Annotated in this window: 25 protein-coding genes and 1 pseudogene; 12 read left to right on the forward strand and 14 right to left on the reverse strand. The window is 68.5% G+C overall.

Annotated features, from left to right (window positions below):
• Positions 1-108: 108 nt before the first annotated feature.
• Together ACT89H_RS20285 and ACT89H_RS20290 are read right to left on the reverse strand one after the other, a co-directional pair.
• Complete coding sequence (locus ACT89H_RS20285; RefSeq protein ID WP_445110192.1) at positions 109-636, reverse strand: peptidase; 528 nt, start codon at positions 634-636, stop codon at positions 109-111.
• Between the two features lie 308 nt (positions 637-944).
• Complete coding sequence (locus ACT89H_RS20290) at positions 945-1,568, reverse strand: superoxide dismutase (RefSeq protein ID WP_039794275.1); 624 nt, start codon at positions 1,566-1,568, stop codon at positions 945-947.
• Positions 1,569-1,758: 190 nt separating this feature from the next.
• Here ACT89H_RS20290 and ACT89H_RS20295 point away from each other — a divergent pair.
• Positions 1,759-2,311, forward strand: a pseudogene (locus ACT89H_RS20295) (peptide-methionine (S)-S-oxide reductase).
• A 30-nt stretch (positions 2,312-2,341) separates the two neighbouring features.
• Here ACT89H_RS20295 and ACT89H_RS20300 read toward each other — a convergent pair.
• A complete protein-coding gene (locus tag ACT89H_RS20300; protein WP_445110193.1) occupies positions 2,342-2,953 on the reverse strand; it encodes a hypothetical protein in 612 nt (203 codons plus the stop codon).
• Between the two features lie 543 nt (positions 2,954-3,496).
• On the opposite strand from ACT89H_RS20300, the gene ACT89H_RS20305 reads away from it, so the two are divergent.
• The 4 genes from ACT89H_RS20305 to ACT89H_RS20320 all read left to right on the forward strand — a co-directional run bounded on the left by ACT89H_RS20305 (position 3,497) and on the right by ACT89H_RS20320 (position 6,980).
• Positions 3,497-3,868, forward strand: a complete 372-nt coding sequence (locus tag ACT89H_RS20305; protein ID WP_445110194.1) for a rhodanese-like domain-containing protein — start codon at positions 3,497-3,499, stop codon at positions 3,866-3,868.
• 22 nt (positions 3,869-3,890) lie between these two features.
• Positions 3,891-4,922, forward strand: a complete 1,032-nt coding sequence (locus tag ACT89H_RS20310; protein WP_445110195.1) for a DUF4328 domain-containing protein — start codon at positions 3,891-3,893, stop codon at positions 4,920-4,922.
• Complete coding sequence (locus ACT89H_RS20315) at positions 4,919-5,686, forward strand: glycerophosphodiester phosphodiesterase (RefSeq protein ID WP_445110196.1); 768 nt, start codon at positions 4,919-4,921, stop codon at positions 5,684-5,686. Before ACT89H_RS20310 ends, ACT89H_RS20315 begins: the two co-directional genes overlap by 4 nt.
• 373 nt (positions 5,687-6,059) lie before the next feature.
• On the forward strand, positions 6,060-6,980 hold the full coding sequence (locus ACT89H_RS20320) for a DUF5926 family protein (protein ID WP_445110197.1): 921 nt from the start codon (positions 6,060-6,062) through the stop codon (positions 6,978-6,980).
• A gap of 229 nt (positions 6,981-7,209) precedes the next feature.
• Here the strand turns inward: ACT89H_RS20320 and ACT89H_RS20325 are convergent, their stop codons facing one another.
• The 5 genes from ACT89H_RS20325 to ACT89H_RS20345 all read right to left on the reverse strand — a co-directional run bounded on the left by ACT89H_RS20325 (position 7,210) and on the right by ACT89H_RS20345 (position 11,685).
• The gene (locus ACT89H_RS20325) at positions 7,210-7,758 is read right to left on the reverse strand and encodes a ferritin (RefSeq protein ID WP_445110198.1); all 549 of its coding nucleotides are present in this window, start codon (positions 7,756-7,758) and stop codon (positions 7,210-7,212) included.
• A 71-nt stretch (positions 7,759-7,829) separates the two neighbouring features.
• Complete coding sequence (locus ACT89H_RS20330; protein WP_445110199.1) at positions 7,830-8,372, reverse strand: ferritin; 543 nt, start codon at positions 8,370-8,372, stop codon at positions 7,830-7,832.
• A gap of 10 nt (positions 8,373-8,382) precedes the next feature.
• Positions 8,383-9,615 carry an LCP family protein gene (locus tag ACT89H_RS20335; protein WP_445110377.1) on the reverse strand — a complete coding sequence of 411 codons (1,233 nt, stop codon included), beginning with the start codon at positions 9,613-9,615 and terminating at the stop codon, positions 8,383-8,385.
• Positions 9,616-9,878: 263 nt separating this feature from the next.
• On the reverse strand, positions 9,879-10,673 hold the full coding sequence (locus ACT89H_RS20340; protein WP_445110200.1) for a CPBP family intramembrane glutamic endopeptidase: 795 nt from the start codon (positions 10,671-10,673) through the stop codon (positions 9,879-9,881).
• A gap of 244 nt (positions 10,674-10,917) precedes the next feature.
• Positions 10,918-11,685, reverse strand: a complete 768-nt coding sequence (locus tag ACT89H_RS20345; protein WP_445110201.1) for a DUF2470 domain-containing protein — start codon at positions 11,683-11,685, stop codon at positions 10,918-10,920.
• A gap of 165 nt (positions 11,686-11,850) precedes the next feature.
• Between ACT89H_RS20345 and ACT89H_RS20350 the strand changes: the two genes are divergently transcribed.
• From ACT89H_RS20350 to ACT89H_RS20360, 3 genes are all read left to right on the forward strand, one after another.
• Entirely contained in the window at positions 11,851-12,234 is a 384-nt protein-coding gene (locus ACT89H_RS20350; protein WP_445110202.1) for a hypothetical protein, read from the forward strand.
• 95 nt (positions 12,235-12,329) lie between these two features.
• The gene (pheA, locus tag ACT89H_RS20355) at positions 12,330-13,244 is read left to right on the forward strand and encodes a prephenate dehydratase (protein WP_445110203.1); all 915 of its coding nucleotides are present in this window, start codon (positions 12,330-12,332) and stop codon (positions 13,242-13,244) included.
• Positions 13,241-13,909: a histidine phosphatase family protein gene (locus ACT89H_RS20360; RefSeq protein ID WP_445110204.1), complete on the forward strand. Its 669-nt coding sequence runs from the start codon at positions 13,241-13,243 to the stop codon at positions 13,907-13,909. The genes pheA and ACT89H_RS20360 overlap by 4 nt, the downstream gene beginning before the upstream one ends.
• A gap of 19 nt (positions 13,910-13,928) precedes the next feature.
• On the opposite strand, the gene ACT89H_RS20365 is transcribed toward ACT89H_RS20360, so the two are convergent.
• The 6 genes from ACT89H_RS20365 to ACT89H_RS20390 all read right to left on the reverse strand — a co-directional run bounded on the left by ACT89H_RS20365 (position 13,929) and on the right by ACT89H_RS20390 (position 19,722).
• Entirely contained in the window at positions 13,929-14,756 is an 828-nt protein-coding gene (locus tag ACT89H_RS20365; RefSeq protein ID WP_445110205.1) for an ESX secretion-associated protein EspG, read from the reverse strand.
• Positions 14,753-15,925, reverse strand: a complete 1,173-nt coding sequence (locus ACT89H_RS20370; protein ID WP_445110206.1) for a PPE domain-containing protein — start codon at positions 15,923-15,925, stop codon at positions 14,753-14,755. Before ACT89H_RS20370 ends, ACT89H_RS20365 begins: the two co-directional genes overlap by 4 nt.
• A 49-nt stretch (positions 15,926-15,974) precedes the next feature.
• Positions 15,975-16,286, reverse strand: coding sequence for a PE domain-containing protein (locus tag ACT89H_RS20375; protein WP_445110207.1), 312 nt, complete (start codon positions 16,284-16,286; stop codon positions 15,975-15,977).
• A gap of 164 nt (positions 16,287-16,450) precedes the next feature.
• The gene (locus tag ACT89H_RS20380; RefSeq protein ID WP_445110208.1) at positions 16,451-16,801 is read right to left on the reverse strand and encodes a metallopeptidase family protein; all 351 of its coding nucleotides are present in this window, start codon (positions 16,799-16,801) and stop codon (positions 16,451-16,453) included.
• A gap of 10 nt (positions 16,802-16,811) precedes the next feature.
• Positions 16,812-17,951: a septum formation family protein gene (locus ACT89H_RS20385; RefSeq protein ID WP_445110209.1), complete on the reverse strand. Its 1,140-nt coding sequence runs from the start codon at positions 17,949-17,951 to the stop codon at positions 16,812-16,814.
• A 70-nt stretch (positions 17,952-18,021) separates the two neighbouring features.
• On the reverse strand, positions 18,022-19,722 hold the full coding sequence (locus tag ACT89H_RS20390) for an aldehyde dehydrogenase family protein (RefSeq protein ID WP_445110210.1): 1,701 nt from the start codon (positions 19,720-19,722) through the stop codon (positions 18,022-18,024).
• Positions 19,723-19,814: 92 nt separating this feature from the next.
• Between ACT89H_RS20390 and serS the strand changes: the two genes are divergently transcribed.
• The 4 genes from serS (at position 19,815) to ACT89H_RS20410 (ending at position 25,731) form a co-directional block, all read left to right on the forward strand.
• On the forward strand, positions 19,815-21,077 hold the full coding sequence (gene serS / locus ACT89H_RS20395) for a serine--tRNA ligase (RefSeq protein WP_445110211.1): 1,263 nt from the start codon (positions 19,815-19,817) through the stop codon (positions 21,075-21,077).
• A gap of 175 nt (positions 21,078-21,252) precedes the next feature.
• A complete protein-coding gene (locus tag ACT89H_RS20400; protein ID WP_445110212.1) occupies positions 21,253-23,040 on the forward strand; it encodes a putative bifunctional diguanylate cyclase/phosphodiesterase in 1,788 nt (595 codons plus the stop codon).
• A 186-nt stretch (positions 23,041-23,226) separates the two neighbouring features.
• Positions 23,227-24,756, forward strand: a complete 1,530-nt coding sequence (locus tag ACT89H_RS20405) for an MFS transporter (RefSeq protein WP_445110213.1) — start codon at positions 23,227-23,229, stop codon at positions 24,754-24,756.
• A gap of 33 nt (positions 24,757-24,789) precedes the next feature.
• Positions 24,790-25,731, forward strand: coding sequence for a DMT family transporter (locus ACT89H_RS20410; RefSeq protein ID WP_445110214.1), 942 nt, complete (start codon positions 24,790-24,792; stop codon positions 25,729-25,731).
• Positions 25,732-25,750: the final 19 nt, after the last annotated feature.

The following is a 25,750-nucleotide window of genomic DNA, read 5'->3' on the forward strand; positions in this document are numbered from 1 at the left end:
CGCTGACTGCGACTCTACCCGCCCCGGCTGCTGCCGCCAATTCGCTGTAATCGAAATCGCAATGCGCACAATAAGTTTGGCGATCCAAGTGCCGATTTTCGGTTACCCTCACGCGGCCAGCAGCATAGCCAGAACCGCAGTGTCGGGGTCGCTGATGGGGTCCAGTCCGACCCTGCTGACCAGCGAGGTCACGGTCCCGTCCGACTCCGCCTCCACCCACGCGGCACGGTGCTCGAGGCCCAGATGGGGCACGCCGGGCAACAAGACGCAGCCGGAGGCCGCACCCGTGCATTCGGGCAGCGTGGGGTGGGTTTCGGACGGTGGATGCAACATCAGCAGGGCCGGTGGCACATGCTCGGCGAAACGGCCGGGTTCCACGGCTTCCTCGCCCAACACGGGGCCTTCCGCCAGCACCAACCCGACCGTGCCGGGGGCCGGATCGTCGGGTAGATCCTCCCGGACTCCGAACACCGTGGAGGTCGTCAGCAGTCCGGGTAGCGTGGCCACGCGCACCGCGAGGACCAGCACCTGGGCCCACTCCTTGGTGGTCTCCGGCCACCGGCCGGAAATAACGAAGCCACGCAGCGATCCGCGCGAATGGAACGGCGTGATGCCGATCGGTTCGTTCGTGCGCATTCCTGCCTCCCGTTGTGGAACCGGGGGCGACCTTGCCCGTCCTGTTTTGTCTGGATTCCCGAATATGACCCAGTAGTCACCTGGCACACAAGTACCAAAGAGTGCTAATCGGACGTTCGGGCGCGGGTCGGCAGGCAATCGTGCTGCGCACGCCGCGGATCGGTGCCCACCTCAACGAGCGCGGACCGGCGACGACCGGGCGTCGTTCTCGGCAACATGCCCGCGAAGCCGGGAAACCGAACGGGCCCGTGAATCCGGCCGCGCGTGGCGGACGGATTCCCGGACCCGGTTCCGTATCCCGATCAGGCTCAGCCGAAGATCAGGCCCTTCGCCTGCGAAGTCGCCTTGGCGAAGCGCTCCTGCACGTCGGCCCAGTTGACGACGTTCCAGAACGCGGTGACGTAGTCCGCCTTGACGTTCTTGTACTGCAGGTAGAAGGCGTGCTCCCACATGTCGACCTGCAGCAGCGGGATGATGCCGAGCGGGACGTTGGCCTGCTGGTCGTAGAGCTGGAAGGTCAGCAGCTTCTGGCCGAGGGTGTCGAAGCCGAGCACCGCCCAGCCGGAGCCCTGCAGGCCGTTGGCCGCGGCGGTGAACTGCGCGCGGAACTTGTCGAACGAACCGAACTGGTCGTCGATGGCCGCGGCCAGCTCGCCGACCGGCTTGTCGCCGCCGTTGGGGGAGAGGTTCTTCCACCAGATGGAGTGGTTGACGTGCCCACCCAGGTGGAACGCGAGGTTCTTCTCGTGCAGGAAGATGGCGCTGTGATCGCCCGACTCGCGAGCGGCCTCCAGCTTCTCCAATGCGGTGTTCGCACCGGCGACGTAGGCGGCGTGGTGCTTGGAATGATGAAGCTCGTTGATCTGCCCGGAGATGTGGGGCTCCAGGGCGCTGTAGTCGTAATCCAGATCTGGCAGCGTGTACTCAGCCACGATGTCCCTTCCTATGTCGGGCTGGTTGTGCCCGTTGTCCGGACACAGCCAACCATCATTCGTACACCCGGTCGATTCCAACTCGGGCCCACGTCCGCGCATTCCGGTGACGCCGCTCACAGCCGGCGGGTCGTGCACCGTCACATCACGCACATCGGCCCCACTGGAAACGCACGCGTAGCATCGAACCATGTCGTGGTACGACGCACTAGTGGGGCGTCCGAGCCTTCCCGAACCCGTCGTCGTCGTTCCCGAGCATGCCCTGTCCGGCCGAGCGGAACCGTTCGACGTGCTGGATACCCACTACGTCAACGGTCATCCGATCCACCCGCCGTTTCCCGGTGGGCTCCAGCTCGCGGTCGTCGCGATGGGCTGATTCTGGGGCGCGGAGAAGGGCTTCTGGGTGAACCACGATCCCACCCAAGGCATGCGGCAGGGCAACAACCGCGGTACCCGATACCGCTCGGCTCTGTTCACCTTCGGGGCGGAGCGGGCCGATCTCGTCCGCTCGACGGCCGGTGCTACGGCAAGCGGCTCGGCGCGGCTGGATCCGGGCCGATCGCCACGCAGGTCGCGCCGCTGCCCGGACTGGCGGCCTTCTACTCCGCCGAGGGCTGTCACCAGCAGTAGCCTGCCAAGACCCCAGGGGATACTGCCCCGTGCACGCCACCGGAGTGAGCTGCCCGGTGGATACGCGCGCCGGAGCGCCGGGGTCCGACCGAACCGCATATCCGGGCACATGACTGTGCGGTTCGGCCGGACGCGTTCCGCGGTCAGAGCGGCGGAGCGATACCGGGATGACTGGCGCGCGGGTCGCCCGCGTCGTGCGCCTGCCACCACCGCGCGCCGCCGGCGACGAAATCCGCCAGCGGGATCTGCTTGCCCCCCGCGTCGTGCACGGTGATGCCGTCGAACCACACCCGGACGTCCAGTTCCCGCGGGTCGATGCCCTCCTCCTGGGAGAACTCCAGAACGTGCGCGGATTCCCGATCGCCGATGCGGGTGTCGAAACTGAGCAACTCGCTCCACAGCGCCCAGCTGCTGTCGTCGAGATCGATGAACTCCCACCCGTGCAGCCGCCCGCCGCCGAAACTCCGGATCGCCTCGTCCAGGCCGTCCAGTCGCAGGGGCAGCACTCGGGGTTCCAGGTCGTCCCAGTGTTGCGTGCGCAGTGACGCGGCGACCCGGCTCACGCCGGTGAACGTCACCTGCACCCGGTAGTCGTCGGCCGCCGTCCCGTTCTCCGGGAGGGTCAGCACCTCGAGGTGGAGTCGCAGTTCCTCGGCAGCCTCGTCGACCGCGAGGCCGAGGCACGTGGCCTCGGACAGCGCGACGTTGAGCCCTGCGGTGTCCATTCCGTGGCGTAGCCCCCTGCTCACGTTCATGGGGCTCAGGCTACCGATCGTTTCCGCCGGTTCGTGGGATTTCGGCGGCGTTCTGGATTCGATGGAACCGAATGCGGCTCGGCCCCGTCCAAGTAGATATCGGAACCTTTCGGACGAAGGTTCCGATGTCGGCGACGAATGGCCGCTCCGGGATTGGTTTGGAGGGGAGTCCCGGATCGGCCATTCGCATCGCTCGACCCGCATCGCTCGACCGAGGGGGTCGCGTTAGGGGTTGAATCCGTACGTCCATCCGGTTCGGCGGTCCGCGTGCGGACTCGGAGTCCGAAACAGCGCCAATTTGATAGCTGATAAGTTGCCAGAAGGCTGGGTCAATCCGGCGAAACGCCTTCGACAGCTGGGTCTTGTGGATCGAGCTGTGGATTATGTGGATAACTTCGCCCGAGTTATGCACAACCAGCATCGGGCGGGTGCGCGGTCGAGTTCCGGAGAGGAGAACGTACCCGAAGTCGTGGCTCGCTGTCGAGGTCGCTCCCCGGGCATGGAACTGCACGGCGGTCCGCCACGCATGGCAGGATCGGATCTGTGACGAGCCCCCACGTTCCGTCGGTCACGGTGGAGGGCGTGCCCGCCGAATTCGACGGCAGCACGCCCGCGTCGGCCGACACGCCGCGATCGATCCTGCTCGACGTCCGCGAGGCCGACGAGTGGCGGCTCGGACACGCCCCGGGCGCTGTGCACATCCCGATGGTCGACGTTCCGGCCCGGATCGACGAATTGGACTACGACGCGGATCTCTACGTCATCTGCAGGCAGGGCGGCCGGTCCCTGCAGGTGGTCGAATATCTCACGCACATCGGTTACGAGGCCATCCAGGTCCGCGGGGGCATGGTGGCATGGCAGCAGGCCGGCCGCCCGCTGGTCGCGGAGAGCGACCAGCGGGCGAAGATCTACTGACGAAAGAACGAGAGGTGCGCGGGTGAGTACTGTGGTGCAACCTTGTGCGCGCTGCGGTGCGCGCTGGGCCGTGCACGGGGCGCCGATGCACTGGTGCCCGCGCTGCCGCGGCGTACTCCTCTCGCCGGGGCCGATCGACGCCCCCGCCGACCGGCGCAACTACCGCTGGGTGGCGCGCAAGCCGGACCATCGCAGGCGAGCGCAGTCACCCGTCCGTCCTGCCCCGCCGAGCCGCACGCCTCGGTACACCCAGATCCCACGCTGGGGTCTGATCGACCCGCCGCCGCAGACGGGCGGGGCGGTGCGCCATCCGTTCGGCAAGCTGACCGACTCGGTGATCAGGCTGCTCGTCGCGACCGCGGTCGTTTTCGGACTCGCGGCCGTCGCGGAACTGGCGCGCTACGCGGTGCTGCTGCGCAACCGGACGCGTCTGATCCACCCCGCCGTGCTCTACGCGTCCGACGCGTTCGTGATCGGCACCGCGGTGCTCGCGATCGGCCTCGCGCTACTGGCCGCCGCGGCCGCGGTGGGCAGGCTGATCGAGATCAGGCGCTCGGCCTACGCCGCCGCGGGTAGGCGCGACCCGCGCTCGCCGCGAGCGCTCGCGTTCGGTTGCCTGGTTCCGGTGGTCAACCTGCTGTGGCCGGGAGTCTTCCTGAGCGAAGTGGCCGCCGTGCAGGGCGATCCCCGCACCGGGCGGGCGGTCCGGATCTGGTGGGCCGCGTGGGTCTTCGGCGGACTCGTCGCGGTGGCCGCGCTACTGTGGCGGGCCGCGGATTCGTTGCAGGCCGAGGCGGACGGGGTGCTGTTCACCGCGTTCACCGACGCGGTCGCCGCCGTCGTCGCCGTGCTGACCCTCTGGGTGCTGCGCACGATCGCGGGGCACGACCTGCTCGGTCGCGGCCGGACCGCGCGCCGCTGGCTGATCGCGGTCGACCCCGCCGTGCCGGTGATCGAACCGGTGCATCCCAGCGGGCGAGGACCGGCCTGCGTCGACGCGCACGACAACAACGGTGCTCAGGACCGTGAGCAGGAGGAGGTTATGGCCAAGTGAGCCAGGGCAGTCGCGCGCCGTTCGTCGTCGCGCATCGAGGCGCATCGGCGGCACGCCCCGAGCACACGCTCGCCGCCTACGAACTGGCGCTCCAAGAGGGTGCCGACGGCGTCGAGTGCGATGTCCGGCTGACCAGGGACGGGCATCTGGTGTGCGTGCACGACCGCACCGTCGACCGGACCTCCTCGGGCAGCGGTCTGGTCAGTGAGATGACATTGGAGGAGCTGCGGGCGCTGGATTTCGGCGCCGACGGGGCTCCGGCCTCGGTGCTGACCCTCAGCGAGCTGATCAGTCTGGTGCTGGACTGGCGCAGCAGACCGACCAAGCTGTTCATCGAGACCAAACACCCGGTCCGCTACGGCGCGCTGGTGGAGAACAAGCTGCTCGCCGAGCTCCAGCGCTTCGGCATCGCCACCCCCGCCTCGGCGGATCATTCCCGCGCGGTCGTGATGTCGTTCGCGGCCACCGCCGTGTGGCGCATCCGCCGCGCCGCCCCGCTGCTGCCCACCGTCCTGCTCGGCGAATCATCGCGTTACCTGGGCGGATCAGCGGCCACGACCGTCGGCGCCACAGCTGTCGGCCCCTCGGTGAAAACCCTGCGCGAACACCCCGACCTGGTCGACAAGGCCGCCGCCGCGGGCCGCGCCACCTACTGCTGGACCGTCGACGACCCCGACGACGTCCAACTGTGCGCCGACCTCGGCGTCAGCTGGATCGCCACCAACCATCCTGGCCGCACCAAGTCGCTGCTCCCCGCCGCCTGAACCGGCCACATTCGGGTATTCGTCGCAGGTCAGGGCGCTGGCGAGCGCCACGGGAGAACACCCTTGTCCGAAGCAAGCCGCGAGACGAAGTTCAGTGCCTTCGCCACGCGTCCGTCTACGGGCTATCTGGACCGTGTTTCGAGCGCTCTCCGGATCAGCGTCCGTGCCGCTTCGCCGGTCACTGATTGACCGGCGAGCGTATCGAACGCTCGTAGGTGCAGCGAAAGCTCGCGTGGTTGGGTCTGGCCGTATCGGGACAGCTGAACGCTCCGAGCGCCATGACAGCGGGAATCGCTTTCGACGCCTCGACGTTCAGAGCGAACTTGCAGGTCAAAACCGGGAAACTGGCCGTTGCCTGCTACGCTCCCGCACCGTGGGTAAGAGCAAGCGCAACAGTCCAAAGCCCGGCGGGAACCGGGCACAGCGCCTCGCCGAGCGGCGGGCGGCGCAGCAGCAGGCGGCACAGGTCGCCACGCGTCCGTTCGAGGGCCTGGCCGCGGAGTGTGATCTGGTCGCGCTGCGCGAATTCGTTCCGTCGGCCACTGCCCGGTTGACGCTGACGGCCGAGGTCGCGGCGGAGCGGCCGGTCGTACTCGGCACGGTGCTGCCCGGCGCAGTGGCCGCGCTGGTGCGCGCCGGTGACGAACCCAGCGGGTATGTCGGCGCACAGGTGCAATTCCGGGGCACCGATCCGGCCGCCGATCTGGCCGCGGCGATCCTGTGGACCCAGTCCGCCGAGCCCGGTGATTCGCTGACCTCCGTGGAAAGCGTGGCGGGCGGCCCGCGGCTCGCCGATGTCATCGATCCCGGCGCGAGCCTGGACTTGACCGTGCACCAGGACTTCGATTGGTGGGTGCCCGAGGGGGTCGAGCCCGATCCGCAGGTCGCCGCCACCATCGAGCAGGCCAAGCAGGCGATCATGCCCTCGGCGCGGCTCGAGCTGGGCGCCGACGCGATCGGCGCCGCCTGGTGGGTGGACGCGGGTGAGAAGGCGCACATCCGCTGGGTGCGGCCGGAGGATGAGGACGCGCTCATGCCGGCGCTGGCCCGGGTGCACGCCTCCGGCGGTCTGCACCTCGGCGAAGGCTCCCGATTCGCGGGGTCGTTCCGCACGCATGGTGTGCTGGTCCCGGTCTTCGACCTGGATCGCGAGCGGCACCCTGACGAGTGGGTGAAGCCCGCAGCGGAATTCGGCGCTCGCCTGTCCGAGGCGCTGGCCGTCGACGCGCCGTTGACCTCGGACGAGCGGCGCTCCCGTGACGGTCTGCGTTCGCGTCAGGTCACTTTGCGCTGAGCAGGCGGATATCGCGAGGTTTCGAGAGAAATTTTTCGTCGGCATCTTTCCGATTGCCAAGGCACCGCTCGAACGAAGGGGACACTCCCCGTACCGCTGCGAAATGTGGTGAAACCGTCGTTTACGCCGACATTCGGTCTCGCCGATCAATAGAACGCCGAACAGTGACAGGCCCGGTCCCTCGAACGGAACCGGGCCTGTTCGCCTATTCGGCGAACTCACCGTCAGATCAGACGGAGCCGCCCGCCACTGGAGGGGCGCCGGAGGCGTCGCTCGGGCCGCTCATTTCCCGGGCGACGAATTCCTCCAGGTCGAAGAGGTTCGATCCGGCGCGATCGGCGATAGTGAGCAAGGTCGTCATATTCGCGACTTCCTCGACCTGTTCCTTCAGGAACCACTGCATGAACTGTTCGCCGAGGTAGTCGCCCTCTTCCCGAGCGGTGCTCGCCAGCTGCACGATCTGCTCGGTGACCGTCTTCTCCTGGGCCAGCGCGAGCGCGATCGGCTCCCTGGCATTCTCGAACCGCGATTTCGCGGCGTCGATGCCGGAAATCTCGACGCTGATATCCCGGTCCAGGAAGTACTTCACGATCATCAGCGCGTGATTGCGCTCTTCGACGGACTGCTTGTAGAACCGCTTGGCCAGCTGCGGAAGATCGGCGTTGTCGAACCACACCGCAATCGCGATGTACTGATGCTCGGCATTGAATTCGTGCCGAATCTGATCGTGCAACAGGCTGTGAAATTTGCTGCGAGGTGATTCCGGATGGCTTGACATGGCATCGACATTAGCGCTGGTCAAGTTCTGTGTCACCCAAGTACAGCCTTATTGAGGCTAGTGTTGCCTAATTAATTCTTCGCCGCGCCGGCTATTTTCGGCGCCGGGATATCGGTGCGCGGTCGCGGCCGTATCTCCCGTGCGACGAACTCCTCGACATCGAACAACTGACCATCGGCACGGTCCACCACGGCCAGCAACGTGCTCATCCCGGCGACGTTGTGCACTTGTTCGGCGAGGAACCACTGGATGAAACGTTCGCCGAGATAGTCGCCGGAGGTGCGGGCCGCTCGTGCCAGAGCACTGATCCGGGTGCTGCCGACCTGTTCGATCTCCAGCAGCAAAGCTATTGCACCGCGCGGGCTTTCGAACGCGGAGTCGATCTCGCCCAAGCCACCGATCTGCACCGGGAGATCCCGGTCCAGCAGATACTGCACCATGCGCAGCGCATTGCCGTAGTGCTCGCGTGATCGGGCGTAGGCGTGGCCGGCCAACTGCGGCAGTCGCTGTGCGTCGAAGTACACGGCGGCCGCGAGATACTGCTGGGCAGTGGTGAATCCGTGACGGATCTGCGTGCGCAGCAAGTCGGGGAACGACTCGTCGATGTCCGGCATGGCCACGACGCTACCGCGTCAGCAGATCCTCCGGGATCGGACGGTCGTTGGCCAGCGCGTCGAAGAACCGGCTCGCTTTGTTCTTGTCCCACAGCAATACGTTGCCGCTATCGGTGTCTTCGAATCCGCCGACCGGTACCGCCGTGGCGACGGTGTCGCCGCGCAGCGCCCAGGCCAGCCCGCCGAGGTTCCAGATGTGATCGCCGTTGTCGACCTTCAGTGACTCGGCGGTGTCGGTGGCCAGCGGCCACAGCTTGAACGGGTTGGCCAGCGTGGCGCCGCTGGTCGCCTTCTTCAGCAGTGCGGCCATGAAGATCCGCTGGTTGTTCATCCGGTCCAGGTCGGCGAGCGCGGTCGCGCGGCTGCGGACGAAACCCAACGCCTGCGGTCCGTTCAGTCGCTGGCACCCCGCGGGCAGATTGATGCCGGCCAGCGGGTCATCGATCGGCTTGGGCACGCACACATCGATGCCGCCGAGCGTATCGACCACGCTGGCGAAGCCACCGAAACCGATCTGCGCGTAGTGGTCGATGCGCAGGCCGGTGGCGATCTCCACGGTCTGGACCAGCAATGCCGGGCCACCGATGGCGAACGCGGCGTTCAGTTTGTCCTTGCCCTGGCCCGGGATGCTGACGTACGAGTCGCGCGGCAGGCTGACCAGCGTGGTTCTGCCCGATTCCGGCACGTGCACCAGCATGATCGTGTCGGTGCGCTCGGGGCCTACCTCACCGCCGGTGGCGAGCTCATTTTCCTGCTCGGGAGTCAGCCCGCCGCGGCCGTCGGACCCCACCAGCAGCCAGTTCGTACCGGGTGTGTCGCCGACGCGCTTGGCGTAGTTCGCCAGCGCGGCTATGCGGTTGAGCGAATTGTCCAACTTGATGACGGCGCCGACGGCCGCGACCACTAGGACCAGCAGAATCACCAGGAACCAGCGGAACGGGTGACGTTTGCGGCGCGGTCGCGGAGCGCGCGGCGGACGCTCTGCGCGGGGCGGGACCGGCGGAGGGCCCTCGCGCGACGGCCGTGGTTTCCGGGGCGGCGCCGGGGGCGGACCCTCGTGATAGGGGACCGGCCGCTGTGTGGGCGCGTGCGATGGAACTTCATGATGCGGCACCGGGCGCTGTGTGGGCGCGTGCCCGCGGGGCGGGGGAGGCGGCCGCATTCGCCGCGCCTGCTCGGGCGGGACCTGCGAATACGCCAGCGGGTTCGCGTGTGGGTCGGCGGTTCCGTCGCGGCGCATCACCTGGGTGGGCTCGATCGGCGGCGGACCACCGGGCCCCGGGGGCGGCATGCGCCGGCGCATGGGAGGTTCACCGGGTCTGCCGGGCGGCGGCATCCGGCGCGTATGCGCGTTGCGCTGGGGGTCGTCGCCGTTCATCACCGAAACTCTACTTATCGCGCGGTTGTGACGTGCCGCATGTGGATACCGAGCGCTCGCGGAAGCGGCGCTGCTTCGTAATTCGCGGCCGGCGCCGGGTTGTTAGCGTTCCCGAGGGCACGGTTGCGTCACGGGAGCCACGAAACCTGGCCGCGCAGAATGGTATAGCCGATGTAGGCGACCGCATCGATGGTCGCATGGGCGAGGATCAGCGGCCACAGTCGATTAGTCCGCTGCCAATAGCGGCCGAATATGATGCCCATCACAAAGTTTCCCAGCCCACCGCCGAGTCCCTGGTACAAGTGGTAGCTGCCACGCAGCACCGCCGAGGTCAGCAGCGCCGAGTTCGCCGACCATCCGAGCCTGCGCAGCCGGGTGAGCAGGAACGCGACCACGATGACCTCTTCGGCCAAGGCGTTCGCGCAGGCCGAGAGGACCAGCGCGGGCAGCCGCCACCAATAGTCACCGAGCGAGGCGGGGACGATCGTCACACTGAGGCCCAGTGCGTGTGCCCCGAGATAGAGTCCGAGCCCCGGCAGTCCGATGATCGCGGCCAGCGTCAAGCCGGGTAGCACGTCGGTGCGCCAGCGGAGCCGGTTGGCCAGCCCGATCAGCCGCGGGCCGATGCCGCCGCGCCACAGCAGATACAGCCCCAGCGCCGCCCATCCGAGCAGCCGCAGCACGCTGATCAGCTGGAACAGCAGATCTATGGTGGACTGCGTCGATCGCGACGGGTTCAGCGCGACGGTCCGCCCGCCGATCCCGCCCGGGCCGAGCGCACTGTCGACCAGCGACAGCGCGGCGCTGAGCCCGCTGAGCCCGAACGTGACCAGCAGCACCACGGCGATCTCGAGTTTGATCGCCAGCCGCTCCCGAGCGGTCGGCTCGGTCTCGTCCGACTGGGCACTCGACTCCGCACGCATGGATCGAATCTATGCGCTCGTCCGGCGCGGTACACGACGCGTCGGCGAGTGAAGTGCCTGGTGCGCCGTCCGCGGCTCCGGTGCGGCGCGTCCTTCGCGCCTCGAACGCCGCCATCAGTCGGTGGTGCACCGGTCCGAGTGGTTCTGCCGGACGGTCTCGGGATGACGCACTGCTCCGGGCGCCGAAACCGGCGCTGCGGCCGCATGGCCATTTCCCGATGGTCGCGTCCTCGAATTCGGCGGGTCAGATCCGGCGCAGACCATTGCGAAACGGGCAGCCCGCCAGCGTGCGTACCGCCCGGCTGAGCCCCTCGATGTCGTCGGCCGGTGCGCTGAACGGCAAGCGGAAGTCGTGGTCGCCGTCGTGTCCTTCCACCCGCAAGGTGAGCCCGTACCGGTCGATGGCCAGCGGGTGCACGACGCCGCGCCGCAGGTGTGGCGGCAGATGCCTGGCCAGCTGGGCGACGACGTCGGCGTGATCGGCGCGCAGGTGCCGCAGCCACGCGGATTCCATGGCGCAGAACGGATCGGGCTGAGCCCTGCGCAGTTGGTCGCTGTCCACCGATTCCGCGCCGGCCGAGTCGGCTACCACCGCGGAGTTGATCATCAGCCGCAGCAGGGTAGCGCCGAAGCCGATATCGAGCAGCCCCGGATGCGGATGCTCCGTGGCCACCTCGGCGGCCAGCGCGCGCTGCGCCTGTGCGGGCACCGAGCGCACCCACCCGCGCAGCCAGACCAACGCACGCACCGGCTCGCGCAGCGGCAGCGGGGCATGGTCGGTCAGCTCCAGCACCGCGGGTGCGCCGTGCTCTCCGGAGTCGCCGGCCAGGATCGCGGCGACCGAGGCCGTCGGCACCGCGATCACGGCGTCGCCGCACTGCCGTACATGGTGCACCGACGCAGGCGTCGGATCGATGCCCGGCATGGCCAGCACCGCTTGCTCCGCGTGAGCGCACGCGCTGCGTACTCGCTCGGCGGTGGACGGTGCGACGGTCGAGGACGGACGCGGCATACAAACCTCCGTGGAGCTGATTATTAGGTTACCCTAAGCTAAGTGACCTGGGTGGTGTTCCGCAAGCCTCCCGATCCCGGCTGATCGCAGCGAACTGGGTCGATCCCGGTCGCACGGGGTTGTTACGGTAAGGGCGTGTCGGAAGGGACGGAATCCGGAGAACCGGTGCTGGTGACGTTGTCGACGCCGCCACGGCGCAGTCTGGTCGACGGGCTGGTCAGCAACATCGGCGCAAGCCCTGCCGCGCCGACGCTGGAGCTGGACGCCCCCGATACCGAGATCGCCGACTTCCTGTCGCAGGTGGCCCACTCCGATACCGGCTTCGTCGCGCGCACCTCCTCCGGGGAACGCGCGGTGGCCATCGTCGCCGCGACGGCCGCGGCCCTGTGCGGCGAGGACATCGGCACGGCGCTGCGCGAGCCCGACCTCGCCTTTCTGACCTCCTTGAAACCCCAGGCCGTCGAGGCGGTCAGATCGGTCTTGCTCGCGATCGAGACCGAGGCTGTTGACCGGGTGAACGCCGCGTTGCGCGTGCTCAACAGAGGTTGAACGCCGCTCGGGCTGCCGGTGGAACAGATGCTCCTGGCCGACGGGCTCCTCGCAATTGGGAGGAGCCGAGCGAGCGCGCAAGTAATCTCGTAACCGTGCCGCGAATCGCGTACTTCGGGCCGTCCGGAACGTTCACCGAGATGGCCCTCGCTCAACTGGAATCCTCGGGAACCTTCGGCGGGCCCGTCGAGCGGATTGCCGCGCCCAGCCAAGGGGCCGCGCTCGACCTGATCCGCTCCGGTGACGTGGATGGCGCGGTGGTGCCGATCGAGAGCTCCGTCGAGGGGTCGATCTCGGCGACGCTCGACTCGCTGGCAATCGGTCCGCGCCTGCAGATCGTCGCCGAGACCGAGCTCGAGGTCAGTTTCACGGTCCTCGGGAAACCGGGCACCGCGCTACCGGACGTGCGCACCCTCGCCGCATACCCCGTCGCTGTAGCGCAGGTGCGGTTGTGGGTCGCGCGGCATCTACCACAGGCGCAGCTCTACACCTCGGCCTCCAACGCCGCGGCCGCCGAGGATGTGGTGGCCGGCCACGCGGATGCCGCCGTGTCGACCGCCCTGGCGGGAGAGCGGCTCGGACTGATCGCACTGGCCTCCGGGGTCGCCGATCACGAACAGGCGATCACGCGGTTCGTGCTGTGCACCCGGCCCACGGCGGCACCGCCCGCCACCGGAACCGATCGCACCTCCATCGTGCTCGAGCTGCCGAACGTACCGGGCTCGCTGATGCGCGCCTTCGCCGAATTCGCCACGCGCGGTATCGACCTGACCAGAATCGAGTCCCGACCCACCCGAACCGGTATGGGCACCTACCGTTTCTATCTGGACTGCGTCGGGCACATCGACGACGTCGCGGTGGCCGAGGCGCTCAAGGCGCTGCACCGCACCGCCCGAATCCGCTTTCTCGGATCTTGGCCGGCGACTTCCGAGACCGGCACGCCACCACCGCCGGACGAAGCTGATGCGGAGTGGTTGATCCAGTTGAGAGAGGGGAAGGCGGACCTATGACCGGGAGGTTGATTCTGGTCCGGCACGGGGAGACCGAGGGCAACGTCGCCAAGCTGCTGGACACCCGCATTCCGGGCTTACCGCTGACCGAACGCGGTGCGGCACAAGCGAAGACGTTCGGTGAGGGCCTGCTCCGACCGCCGAAGGTGCTGTTCTCCTCGGCCGCGCTGCGCGCGCGCCAGACCGCGAGCTACATCGAGGCGGCGACCGGTGTCGCCGCCATGGTGCTCGACGGACTGCACGAGGTTCAGGCCGGGCATCTGGAAGGAGAACACAGCGAGGAGGCGCACCAGACGTTCCAGCGGATCTACCGTGCCTGGCACGAGGGCGATCTCGCGCTGCGAGTGCCCGGTGGCGAGTCCGCTCAGGATGTGCTGGATCGGTTCCTGCCCGCGATCGAGGAGTTGCGGAACACCTATCTGACCTCGGATGACGACGCGCACGGCGATGTGATGGTGGTCAGTCACGGTGCTGCCATGCGGCTCGTCGGCCGCACGCTCGCGGATGTGCGGCCACCGTTCACCACGAACAACCACTTGGACAACACCGAGACCATCGAGTTGGTTCCGATGCCGGACGGCGGGTGGGAGTGCATACGGTGGGGACGGTTCACGCCGCCGTTCGGCTACGAGATCGCGCCGACCTCGGACGACCCCATGGGTTAGCGACGCCTGTTCGGTGCGCTCAGGACAACTGTGGAGTCCCGGGGAATTCTTCACGCTCCGGTAGGAAATTGATCAGATCCTGCACCGCCGTACGCAGTCGCGCGGGAGTCCCGCTGCTGAGCGACGTCCACTTCACGCCGTCGTCGGATCTGCTCGCGGTCGCGATGAATCGGCCCGCGCGCGTGTTGAATACGGCGATGTGGTTGTCGGTCATGTCTCTGGTCCCGTCGCCGTAGATCACACCGACGATCTCGGCACACGAGTGGATCTCGACCAGAGCCGCCGCCAAGGTCTTCGCGTCCTGGGCCGGATGGCCCACCTGCGCCAGCCGTTCCGCGGTGGCCGCGGCGTCACCGGTGTCGCCGAAGATCGTGGCCAGCTCTTCGGTCGGGGCGTTCATGCCGTACAGCTCGAGCGGCTCGGCGTACCCGAGTGCGGCGAGAACCGTGCCGGGCAGGTCGGTTCCCGCTTCGTCGATGACGTAGGAGTCCTGCCCCCGAAGGGCGACGACCGGGAGGTCGACGCCCTTCGCGAGACAGAAGCGGCTCACCCAACCATCGACGACCAACCGCAGCGCGATGATCCAGTGGGGGCGGTTCAGCGCGCGCAGTCGATTTTCCAAATCACGATGCAGCACATCGTCGATCAGGAGGTCCCGCTGAGCGAGGGACTCCGCGGCCGCGGCCATCGCCGCTTTGTGGTCGGTCAGATTGTCGTACCGTGCCCGCGCGTTCAGAACGACAGGGACCTCGATCTGCAGTTTCTCCACGAGAAACTGCATCTCATCGAGCGACAGGACGACCGCATCGAGCGTCGACGGGCTGCGGCCCGCACCGAGTACGGTCACCTAACCGTCTCACTGAGGTCACTGCCGATGACCCCATCGGCGGTGAAACGGCCGTCGCGGAAGTGTTCGGACGACCGCAAGTAGTCCCGGCCGTCGTGTTCGGACTCGTCGTCCTCGTCGCTGCGCGCCTGGTTACCGAGCAACGGGTTGCCGCTGCCGGGGTTCGCAGGCCGGACCGGCGCCGCCTCGTCATTCTTGACCGCGACGGTCTCCTGCGCCGCAGCGGTGCCGCCACCGATCGTGCCGCTGGAACCCCAGCCTTCGGGAAGCTTGAGCGATCCGCTGCTGATGCCCGCCACCGATCCGAGGCCGGAGAACGACACGGCACGCGTCGCAGCACCGGTGGCGGTGGCCGCCGCGCCGACGCCCATGGCCATGGGGGCCATGCCGGAGAACGTGGGCGCGGAGCTGGTGGTCGCCGCCGTGATCGCGCTGCCGGCGACATTTCCGACAGTGGAGACGCCGGTGGTGGCGATCGAGCCGACGGCCTGAGCGGCCTGAGTGGCAGCGCTGGCCACGCCGGGGTTGCTCAGGAATGCCTGAGTAGCGGCCACGGCAGCCTGGATCGGATCGGCGGGGACCTCGGTGGCCTGGTCCGCCGTCTGCTCGGGGTTGGCCGTCCCCGCGCCCTTGGCGATCGCCGGAGGCTGGAGGAACTCGGCGGGCGTGGCGACCATGGCGCTGGTCGCGGCCTCGTAGGTCTCCATGACCAGCGCGGCACGGATGTCCATCGCGTTCCTGGCGACTTCGGCGGCCTCGAACGCGCCGCTCAACATGCCCGGTGGGTTCGCGGACGCCATCAGGGCGGCGTTGACGGCCGCGATTTCGGGCGGGCTCGGCATCGCCAGCGCGGCGACGGTGTAGGCGGTGGCGTTCGCCGCGGCCTTGGCACCCATCGCGGCCGCCTGCACGCCCTGCTGCTCGGACCAGCCGAGGAAGCCGGTGAGCTTGCCCAGCGCGGCGATACCGTTGACGCCCTGCATTCCGACGCCGAGCTCGGCCATCACCCTGGCGACGGTCGTCGTCGCGTCGACCCAGGCGGCGGTGAGCCCGCCCCAAGCGGTGGCGGCGGCCGAGATCGGAATCGCGTGCGCGCCGGCGTGAAGGGTGGCCGAATTGACCTCCGACGGACGGGCCGCCCAGATCACCCCGGTGACTCCTGCAACCATGTTTGATTCTCCCCTGCTAAAGCGTTGCTGATGGATCTCGCGGGCGGAACTACACCTGGATGGCGCTGATGCCCGCGGCGCGGACCACGTCACCGGCGACGTGCTGGGCCAGCTGCATGCGCAGCGTCGCCGCGGCGTGGTGGCATTCCAGAATCGCCTGCGCGATCGCGCGATCGTGCGACATCGCACCCTGATTGAAGTGGCTCGCGCTGAGGAAGGAGACTTCCTCCGCCCCGGAGGGCAGCACGTGCGTCGCGGGCGCGGTGATCGCCGCGGCGGCGGCCAGACGCTCGGCGACGAGGTCGAGTTCGGCCGCGGCGGCGAGAATGGTTTCAGGTGCGATCAGTACATGTCCAACCATGACTCGACTCCTTCTAGTGGCTGTGGGGCGGAACCACGAGAATTCCCCCTTCGAGTGATAGGACGCGACAGCAACGCGATCGGTTCCATCGAATCCCCAACTTTTCGATCTCCGTGCCGATTACACACCCACCGCTGAGGGTGCGCAACACAGCACGGTTCAGACTATCCCCATCCCAGCTGATGCAGGCGGTCTTCGTCAATGCCGAAATAGTGTGCGATCTCATGGATCACGGTGATCGCCACCTCCTCCACCACCTCCGCCTCGGCCGCGCAGTGTTCGAGAATCGCCTCGCGGTAGATGGTCACGGTATCGGGAAGTGCTCCGCCGTAATGACTGTCGCGCTCGGTGAGGGCGATGCCGTGATACAGGCCGAGCAGATGTGGATCCTCCGGATTGCGCGGCTCGATCAGCACGACCACATTGTCGATCGCGCGGGTCAGCTCGGGCGGGATGAGATCGAGTGCGTCGCCGACCAATTCCTCGAACCGGTCGTCGGACATCGTCACGGGCATCGGTACGCGGCTACCTCGGCTGGGGTTGCGGCGGCAGCGGCGCCGCGCCGGGCAGTGGTGCGGGCGTGGAACGTCCGTTGTTCGGCGGCGGCACCGGGGCCTGGCCGTTGATCAGGATATCGCCCTTGGCCGAACCGGTGATGGGCGCGAACCCCTCCCGGTCGGCCCCCTTGCCGATCATGCAGTCCAGCTTGCGGCTGCCCGCCATCCAACTGCGGGCATCGATGTAGTCGAAGAACAGCGTGAGCGTCTTGTTCCGGATGACGTCCGGACCGCCCAGGTAGTCGGTCGAGGTGCGCGTGCACTCCGCCTCGACGTACTTGTCCTGATCGTCCTTCGCGGGCGGGCCTCCGGTGAAGTGGGCGGCCAGGTCGACGGTGGAGACGATCTCCACGGCGTGCGGCTGGGCGCAGTCCACCGGATCGGTGGGCAGGTTCTGGTTGATGCCGAGACACACGCCCGGCTCGTACACCTTGGACTGGTCGTGCTCGGTGGCGCTGCCGACCGACGGCGGGGTGCCGGCGCCGGCCGCGATCTGCAGGCCGCAGCGCAGGGTGCGGTCACCGTGCTGCCAGCCGTCCGGACTCGGGTACATCAGCCCGACGATGTACTTGCCGCGTGGATCGAACCGGCCCGACATGTACTTCTGCACCGCGGGCACGCAGTGCTCTTCCTTCAGCTCGGTGAGGCGCAGCGAGTCCGGGAACCGGGAGCCGGGACCGAACTCCTTTCCCGGATACCTGCTCATGTCGATATCGGCCGCGACCTCGAACATGTGCTTGCTCGAGCAGTTCACCTTGACCAGGTCCGAGCGGTCGGGCTTGTTCCAGCTCAGGCAGTCGCCCTTGGCGGCGGTGCCGAACTCCTTGTCCAGCACCGGCTGCGCCGGGGCGCCGGGAGGGTGCGCCTCCAAGCCCTTCTTGTTGTCGAAGCCGGTCATCGACAGCGTCACCAGGGCCGCGACCACGGCGCCCGCAGCCACCGCGAGCAGGCCCCAGCGCAAAGTGGGCGCCGACAGGTGCAGGTCGCGCAACTCGCTGTCGGCGAGCGCCGTCTTGGCCGACTCGAACGACCGGCGCATCGCGTCGGCGCGCGACGACGCGCCGCGGTTGCGCGACTTCGGGGACCTGGGCACGTGTTCGGAGGACATCGCGGTCCATCATGGCAGCGTCGGTGCCGTGGTGCCACGACCTGGCCGGATCGGCGCGGCACCGGCACGTTCAGCCGCGCAGGGCCGAGAGGAAGACGCCGGGCAGCCGGGCGGGGTTGGCGTCGGCGTAGAACTCGGTGAGCCTGCGCCCGGTGGTCGCGGCGGTGGTGTTGCCGACGAACCACGGCGGCTTCGGGGCGAGGGCGAACTCGCCGCTCAGCAGCGAGCGCGGCACCGGCCGGAACGGGCCGCGCACCACGGTGCGCTCCACATCGTCGAGCAGCAGGGCGTTGTGCACCACGCCGATACCGCTCTGCACGTCGTCGAGGGTGTGCCCGGGGAAGGCTCCCCAGGCCGCCCGCGGCGCGAGAAAGGCCAGGCCGGTCCAGGTGTTCACCGCAATCGCGCCGTAACGCAGCCGCTCGATCGCGCGGTCGAAGGCGACGCCGAGCCTGCGGATGGTCGTCGGATGGGCGATCACGTTCGCGCCGAGCGTGCCGGTCAGCTCGGCGTTGGCGAAGTCCACCGCGCGGTGCAGGAACTCGCCGCCCGTGTAGGGCAGCTCGACCACACCCAGCACGGGGGAGAAGTACTCCGTGCGCAGCAGCGGGGAGCCGGTCCGCGGCAGTCCGTCGATCAGCACCCGCCCCGCGCCGAGACGCTCGGCCGCCGGATAGGCGGCCAGCGCGTCGGCGACCCGCGCGTCGCTGCCGGGGTAGTAGGCCGTGCGTTGGGGCGCCCGCTCCAGGGCCAGGCGCAGCTCGGCGAGGAACTCGTCCTTACGGTTCCACTCCGAGCCGATCACCACCGCCTGCGCGGCCACGCAGTTGTAGCCGCCGTTGTGCAGCCGTTGGGTGGCGACGTGCTCGGCGTGGTAACGCAGATCGGCGTCGGACCAGTTGCCGGGCACCACGATGGTCGGCGAGACGCCGCCCAGCTCGCTGGTGATCGGCTTGTCCAGCAGCGGCCGATGGTCCTTCTTGCGTTCCGCGCCCTCCGTGCCGGGGCCCCACACGATGGCGTCGTGGGTCTGCGCGCTGCCGGTCATGTGCACGTGCGCGACATCCGGATGACGCACCAGGTAACCGCCCTGCTGCGCGCCGCCGGTGAGAATCCGCAGCGCACCGAGTTCCAGCAGCGGTTCGAACACCATCTCGAACACGGTGAACAGCGGGTCGGTGATCGGGTTGAGCTTCAGCGCGACGACCCGGTTGTGCGCGAACAGTTCGTACAGCGCGTCCAGCGGCGGAATCGAGGTGATGTTGCCCGCGCCGAGCACGGCGCCGATCCCGCCGGTCGCGGTGGGATCCAGCTGGGCCAGCCCGGCCCGCCTGCGCGCGGTGTCGGCGTCGACGCCGGGCCGCAGCCACACCTCGCCGCGGAAACCGTTGAGCAGCAGCCGATCGTAGACGCCGAACGGGAATACCGGCACAGCCAACCGCCCGCCCGGCGCCGGCCGCAGTGTCCTGCCCGCCAACGGGCTCCGTCCGGTCTCCAGCGCGGCCAGGGTCGCCGACAGCGCGTCCGTGGCTTGCAGCAGGGCGAGCGGGCCGGACATCCATTCCTCGCCGACCAGCGGGGAGTGTTCGCCGAGATCCTTGACGAGGCACGCCGCGCGCACCCAGGCCTCGGCGAAGCGGCCGGTCCGGGCGTGGATCTCAGCGAGCAGCGCACGGCGCCGGCGCAGCGGCGTCGCGGCCCACGCCTTCTCGCCCGCCGCGAGATCGGCCAGCGCGTTGTCGATGGCCGTCTCGTCGAATGGGGTGCCCACAGGCCCACTATGCGCGCGATCCCGCGTGGATGGTCCGCATCCTGGGATATCGGCGTGAAAGCGCAACACACCGACTACTAGGCTGGTGGCCCATGATCGACCTCCGATTCCTGCGGGACAACCCGGACGCGGTCCGCGCCTCGCAGCGCGCCCGCGGCGAAGACCCCGGCCTCGTGGACGCGCTGCTCGAGGCGGACGCGGCGCGGCGTGCCGCGGTGGCCACCGCGGACAACCTGCGCGCCGAGCACAAGGCGATGGGCAAGTTGATCGGCAAGGCGGGCAAGCAGGAGCGCTCCGCCCTGCTGGCGCAAGCGTCGGAGATGTCGGTCAAGGTCAAAGAGGCAGAGGCCGCGCAACACGCCGCCGACGCCGACCTGGACGCCGCGCACCGCGCCATTTCCAACGTGGTGCAGGAAGGCGCGCCTCCGGGTGGCGAGGACGACTTCGTCGTGCTGCGGACCGTCGGCACGCCGAGGGAGTTCGACTTCGAGCCGAAGGACCACCTGGAGCTCGGCGAGTCGCTGGGCCTGATCGACATGGAGCGCGGCGCGAAGGTCTCCGGCGCCCGGTTCTACTTCCTCACCGGCTACGGAGCGTTGCTGCAGCTGGGAATGCTGCAACTGGCCGCGCAGAAGGCGGTGGCCAACGGTTTTACCATGATGATTCCGCCGGTGCTGGTGCGCCCGGAGGTCATGGCGGGCACCGGCTTCCTCGGCCGGCACGCGGCCGAGGTCTATCACCTCGCCGACGACGATCTCTACCTGGTCGGCACCTCCGAGGTGCCGCTGGCGGGCTACCACGCGGACGAGATCCTGGATCTGAGCGACGGTCCCAAGCGGTACGCGGGCTGGTCGTCGTGCTTCCGCCGAGAGGCGGGCAGCTACGGCAAGGACACCCGCGGCATCATCCGGGTGCACCAGTTCGACAAGGTGGAGATGTTCGTATTCACCACGCCCGACCAGGCCGACGCCGAACACCAGCGCCTGCTCGCCTGGGAACAGGAGATGCTGGCGGCGATCGAGGTGCCCTACCGGGTGATCGACGTCGCCGCCGGTGATCTCGGAAGTTCCGCCGCGCGCAAGTTCGACTGCGAGGCGTGGGTGCCCACGCAGCAGACCTACCGGGAGCTCACCTCGACCTCCAACTGCACCACGTACCAGGCGCGACGCCTGGCAGTCCGTTATCGAGACGAGAACGGAAGGCCGCAGATAGCCGCCACGTTGAACGGCACGCTCGCGACCACCCGCTGGATCGTGGCCATTCTGGAGAACCATCAGCAAGCCGATGGGTCGGTCCGGGTTCCGCCCGCACTGGTGCCGTTTGTCGGTACCGACGTGCTTCGACCGTCGAATTGACTACGCGCGAATTACGTTCAGGTGAATAGCTGCTGGTTCGCCCCGCCGGATTCCCTAGATGTGACAACCAGCGGGATCCCTTATGTCTAGGCTATTCGTCGTGCGAGGAATCGGGTCTCGCGGCGATACCCGAACCCGGGTGCGGGCCGCGTCTGCGTTGGCGACGGCTATGGTCATGGCTCGGACCACCGGGGCGTTCTACGTCATGGGCGGGGTGCTCGGTCTACTGATCACCGCCATCGCCCCTGGCGACGAGGGTAATCGTCCGCTGGTAGGCGGGGCGGCAGCGGTGGCGCTGGCGCTCGGTCTCACGCTGCTCGCCTGGGGGCCGCGGCTGCCGCATTCGATCCACCACGTCTACGTCGCGATCGCGACGGTGCTGGTGACGATCGCGGTGCATTCGTTCCCGAACACCGTGGGCGCGATCAGTCTCGCGGCGTTCTACGTGTTCATCGCGTGCGATGCCGCGCTGTTCTTCGCCTGGTCGCAGGCCGCCGCCCATATCGCCTTCGCGTTGGCGCTGTGCCTGTGGGTGCTGCCCGCACGGCCGGTGACGCCCGGGTTGCCGTGGTGGTCGGGTCTGATCCCGGCCGGTGTGACCTTCGGTGTCGGCATCGTCGTCGGGATCCTGACCAGGATGGCGTCCGAAGCCGATATCGACGTGCTCACCGGCCTGCTGAACCGGCGCGGCTTCGACCGGGCGCTGAACACCGCGATCCAGCAGGCCACCAGATCCGGGCACGGGCTCGCGCTGGTGCTGGTCGACCTGGACCGTTTCCAGAAGATCAACGACCATCTCGGCCACCGTGCCGGTGACGCCGTCCTGCAGCGGGTAGCCGACACCTGGTCGAAACTGCTGGCCCCCGATCAGCGCTTGGCGCGCTATGGCGGTGACGCGTTCGCCCTGCTGCTGCCGAGCACCACCGAGCAGGCCGCGATCCTACTCACCGAACAGCTGCGCGCCGCGGTGACGACCGGCTGCTCGGCCGGCGTGACCTCCTGGCAGCCGGGCGAATCCGGGTCGCTGCTGGTCAGCCGCGCGGACGTCGGCCTGTACCGGGCCAAGCAGGCCGGACGCAACCGGACGGTACTCGAGTCCTCCCGGCAGCTGCCGCTGGCGGTGGAGCTGCGCGAGGCGATCGACCGTGGCGCACTCGATGTGCACTACCAGCCGATCGTCAGCCTGACCGAGGGCGGCGGCAAGGCGGTCGGTGTGGAGGCGCTGCTGCGCTGGTCGTCGAGCGCGCAACCGGATGTCACCACCGAGGGCCTGATCCGCGTCGCCGAGGAATACGACCTCATAGCCGATCTGGACGAGCTGGTGCTGCGCCGGGCCTGCGCGGACGCCGCGCGGTTGCAGGAAACCTTCGCCCAGCTGGATCTGACATTGAACGTCAACGTCAGCGGGCTGGAGCTGGCCGAGACCGGTTACGCCGACCGGGTGGCGGGCATCCTCGCCGCGACGGGATGGCCCGCCGATCAGCTGGTGCTCGAGGTGACCGAGAGCGAACTGGCCGCCGAATCGCAGACCGCGATCGAGAATCTGCATACTTTGCGCGACCGTGGTGTGCGTATCGCCATCGATGACTTCGGCACCGGGTACTCCTCGCTGAGCCGACTGGCCACCCTGCCCAGCGACATCCTCAAGGTCGACCAGTCGTTCGTCGCCGCGATTCGCTCGGATTCGCCAGCGCCGCCTTTGCTCGGCGTGATCGCCGCGCTCTCCAACGCGCTGGACCTGCAGGTCATCGCCGAGGGCGTGGAGACCGAATACCAGGCCGCCGTGCTCACCGAACTGGGCTTCGCGCTCGCGCAGGGCTATCACTACAGCGATTCGCATCCGGTGTCGGAGCTGATCAGCGACCTCAACGAGAACAAAGGCCGGATCGGCCCCGGAGTCACCGACCGTGAGCTGGGCGACGGGGACTCGGTTCCCGCGAACGGCTGGGTGCCGATGCCTTGATTCGCGCGGCGGCCGATGCCGTTCGGTGGCCGCCGGCGGTTATTCCCTTGACGCCGCGGGGCAGTGATCGCCATGCTGATCGACATGCGTTTGCTCATCCACGCCTGTTGATTCGTCGGATCGCCGCGCGCCCGTCGGACGGGTAGCGCGCGCGCTCTCAGCCTGCGCTCGCTGACGGTTCGGACGGTGCTTTTCAAGAGCACCGGTGAGCTGATCCCGCTGTACGCGCTGTATGCCCTACTGTTCGCCGACCACGGCATGAGCACGGGGCAGATCTCTCTGCTGTTCGCCATCTGGTCGGCGGCGTCGTTCCTGCTCGAGGTGCCCTCCGGCGCGTGGGCCGACACGGTTTCCCGGCGCGGGCTGCTCGTGCTCAGCGGTGTCTTGCTGACGGCGGCCTTCGCGCTCTGGACGGTGGTGCCCTCCTTCGAGGGCTTCGCCGCCGGGTTCGTGCTGTGGGGTACCTCGGGCGCCCTGGCCTCCGGCACCTTCGAGGCGCTGCTGTACGACGATCTGGCTGCCCGCGGTGCGTCGTCGACATATCCGCGCATTCTCGGCTACACCCGTGCCGGCGCGGAAACCGCCGTCGTCGTCGCGATCGTCGCCGCGACGCCCCTGTATCTAGTAGGTGGCTATGCCCTTGTCGGCTGGTCCAGCGTCGCTCTGGCGGCTGTGCACACGCTGGTCGCGCTGTCGCTGCCCACCGCACCGAAGGCGGTGTCCGCGGTGGACGTCGACGATCTCGAAGCGGAAGAGTCGGCCTCCGCTGTGTCGGCCGGTGATGCGCCCGGTCACGGTTTTGCGAGCCACTCCGCGCAAGTTCCAGCGCCGGGGTCGGACGCGGAGGGACGCGGCTCGGTAGCGGTGATCGAGGGATGTGACGAGACAGGGGAGGACGAGGCGGACCTCACCATGAGATACGCCGAGGAAGACCGGGCACCGGAGACAGTCGCGGCACTACTGGCCGCTCGATCCGGCGTTGCTCGAGCCGGCTTCGAGGAGCCGAGTGCCGGAACGCGCGGCTTCGCGCCGGCGACCGCGGCGTTCCATTCGGAGACCTCCGCGGCACACTCGAGACCGTTCACGCGATACCTCACCATGCTGAAAGCCGGTGTGGGCGAGGCGCTTCGTGTGCCTACGGTGCGCTACGGCGTGCTGTTGGAGGCGCTGCTGTTCGGGATCACGGCGTTCGACGAGTATTTCGCTCTGCTGGCGGAGGAGGCGGGCGTAGCGACGGCTGTGGTGCCACTGCTGGTCGGCCTCACCGTGCTCGGTTCGCTGACCGGCTCGCTGCTGGCGGGGCGCACCGAAGGGATGTCCAGCCCGACGATGTCGATCGCGGTGGGTGTCGCGGGCGTGCTCTTGCTCGGCGGCGCGCTGATCACCGGACTCGCGACCGGTCGTCCGGACGCGGTGTACTTGTTGACCGGCCTCGGCTTCGCGTCGATCGGAATCTCCTACGGAATCGTCTACAACGTGGGCATCGTCGCGGCCGCCCGCCTCCAAGACGCCATCGAGGGTCCGGCCCGAGCCACCGTCACCTCGGTCTCCGGTCTGCTGGGCGAGGTGGTCGCCCTAGCGGTGTTCGCCCTGGCCGCCCTGGTCACGCTCCACGCCGCTGTCTCCACCCTCCTGACCCTCCTGGGAGCCTCCATCCTCGTCCTCGCCGCCCTCACCCCGCGCTGGCTCCCACGCCGTGACCCATCGCCGCAGTGAGGTACCACTCGACGATTGGGTAGCGTGCGGGAGGTGCGGTTGGGGCTGATTGCGGGGTTCGGGATCGGTGCCGGGGTGGCGGTGCAGGGGCGGATCAATGGTGCGTTGGGGGCGCGGCTGGAGGATGGGGTCGCCGCGGCGACGATCAGTTTCGGGGTGGGGCTTGTCGTGCTGGGGGTGGCGTTCGCGGTGAGCGGCCGGCTGCGGGATGGCGGGCGGCGGGTGCGACGGGCGTTGGCTGAAGGCCGGCTGCGGCCGTGGCAGTTGCTCGGTGGGCTGTGCGGCGCGTTCTTCGTCGCATGCCAGGGGTTGACAGTCGCGGCCATCGGCGTCACCGCGTTCACCGTCGCGACCGTCGCGGGGCAGTTGCTCAGCAGCTTGGCTGTCGACCGGCTCGGGCTCGGTCCGAGCGGACGCACACCCGTCACCGTGGTCCGTCTGGTGGGTGCTGTGCTCGGCGTGACCGCGGTGCTGGTAGCCGGATTCGGGCACCAGCGCGCCACCGGCGGTCTCTCGGTGCCCGATGCCCTGCGCGATGCGCCGACCGTGTTGCTGATCGTGCTGCCCACTCTGGCAGGCGTTGGTCTTGCCTGGCAGCAGGCGGTGAACGGCGAGGTCGGTGCGGTCGGCGGACCGCTGTCGGCGGCGATGGTCAATTTCTGCGTCGGCCTGGCGGCGCTGCTCGCCATAGCGGCCGTGATGATCGCGTTTTCGGGCGGCCCGGCCGGATTCCCGACCGAGCCATGGCTCTACCTCGGCGGTTTCATCGGCGTCGTCTTCATCGCCCTCGCCGCCGTGACGGTTCGCTGGATCGGCGTTCTGCTGCTCGGCCTCACCTCGGTGGCGGGGCAGTTGCTGACCTCCGTGATCCTCGACGTGCTCACCCCTACCAGCGCGGGATTGTCCGCCACCGCGATCGTCGGCTGTGCGCTGACGTTTCCGGCGGTCGCCATCGCCAGTCGGACGCGGGCCTGAGCACTCTCGCCGAGTCGTT

The sequence above is a fragment of the Nocardia aegles genome (assembly GCF_052545135.1).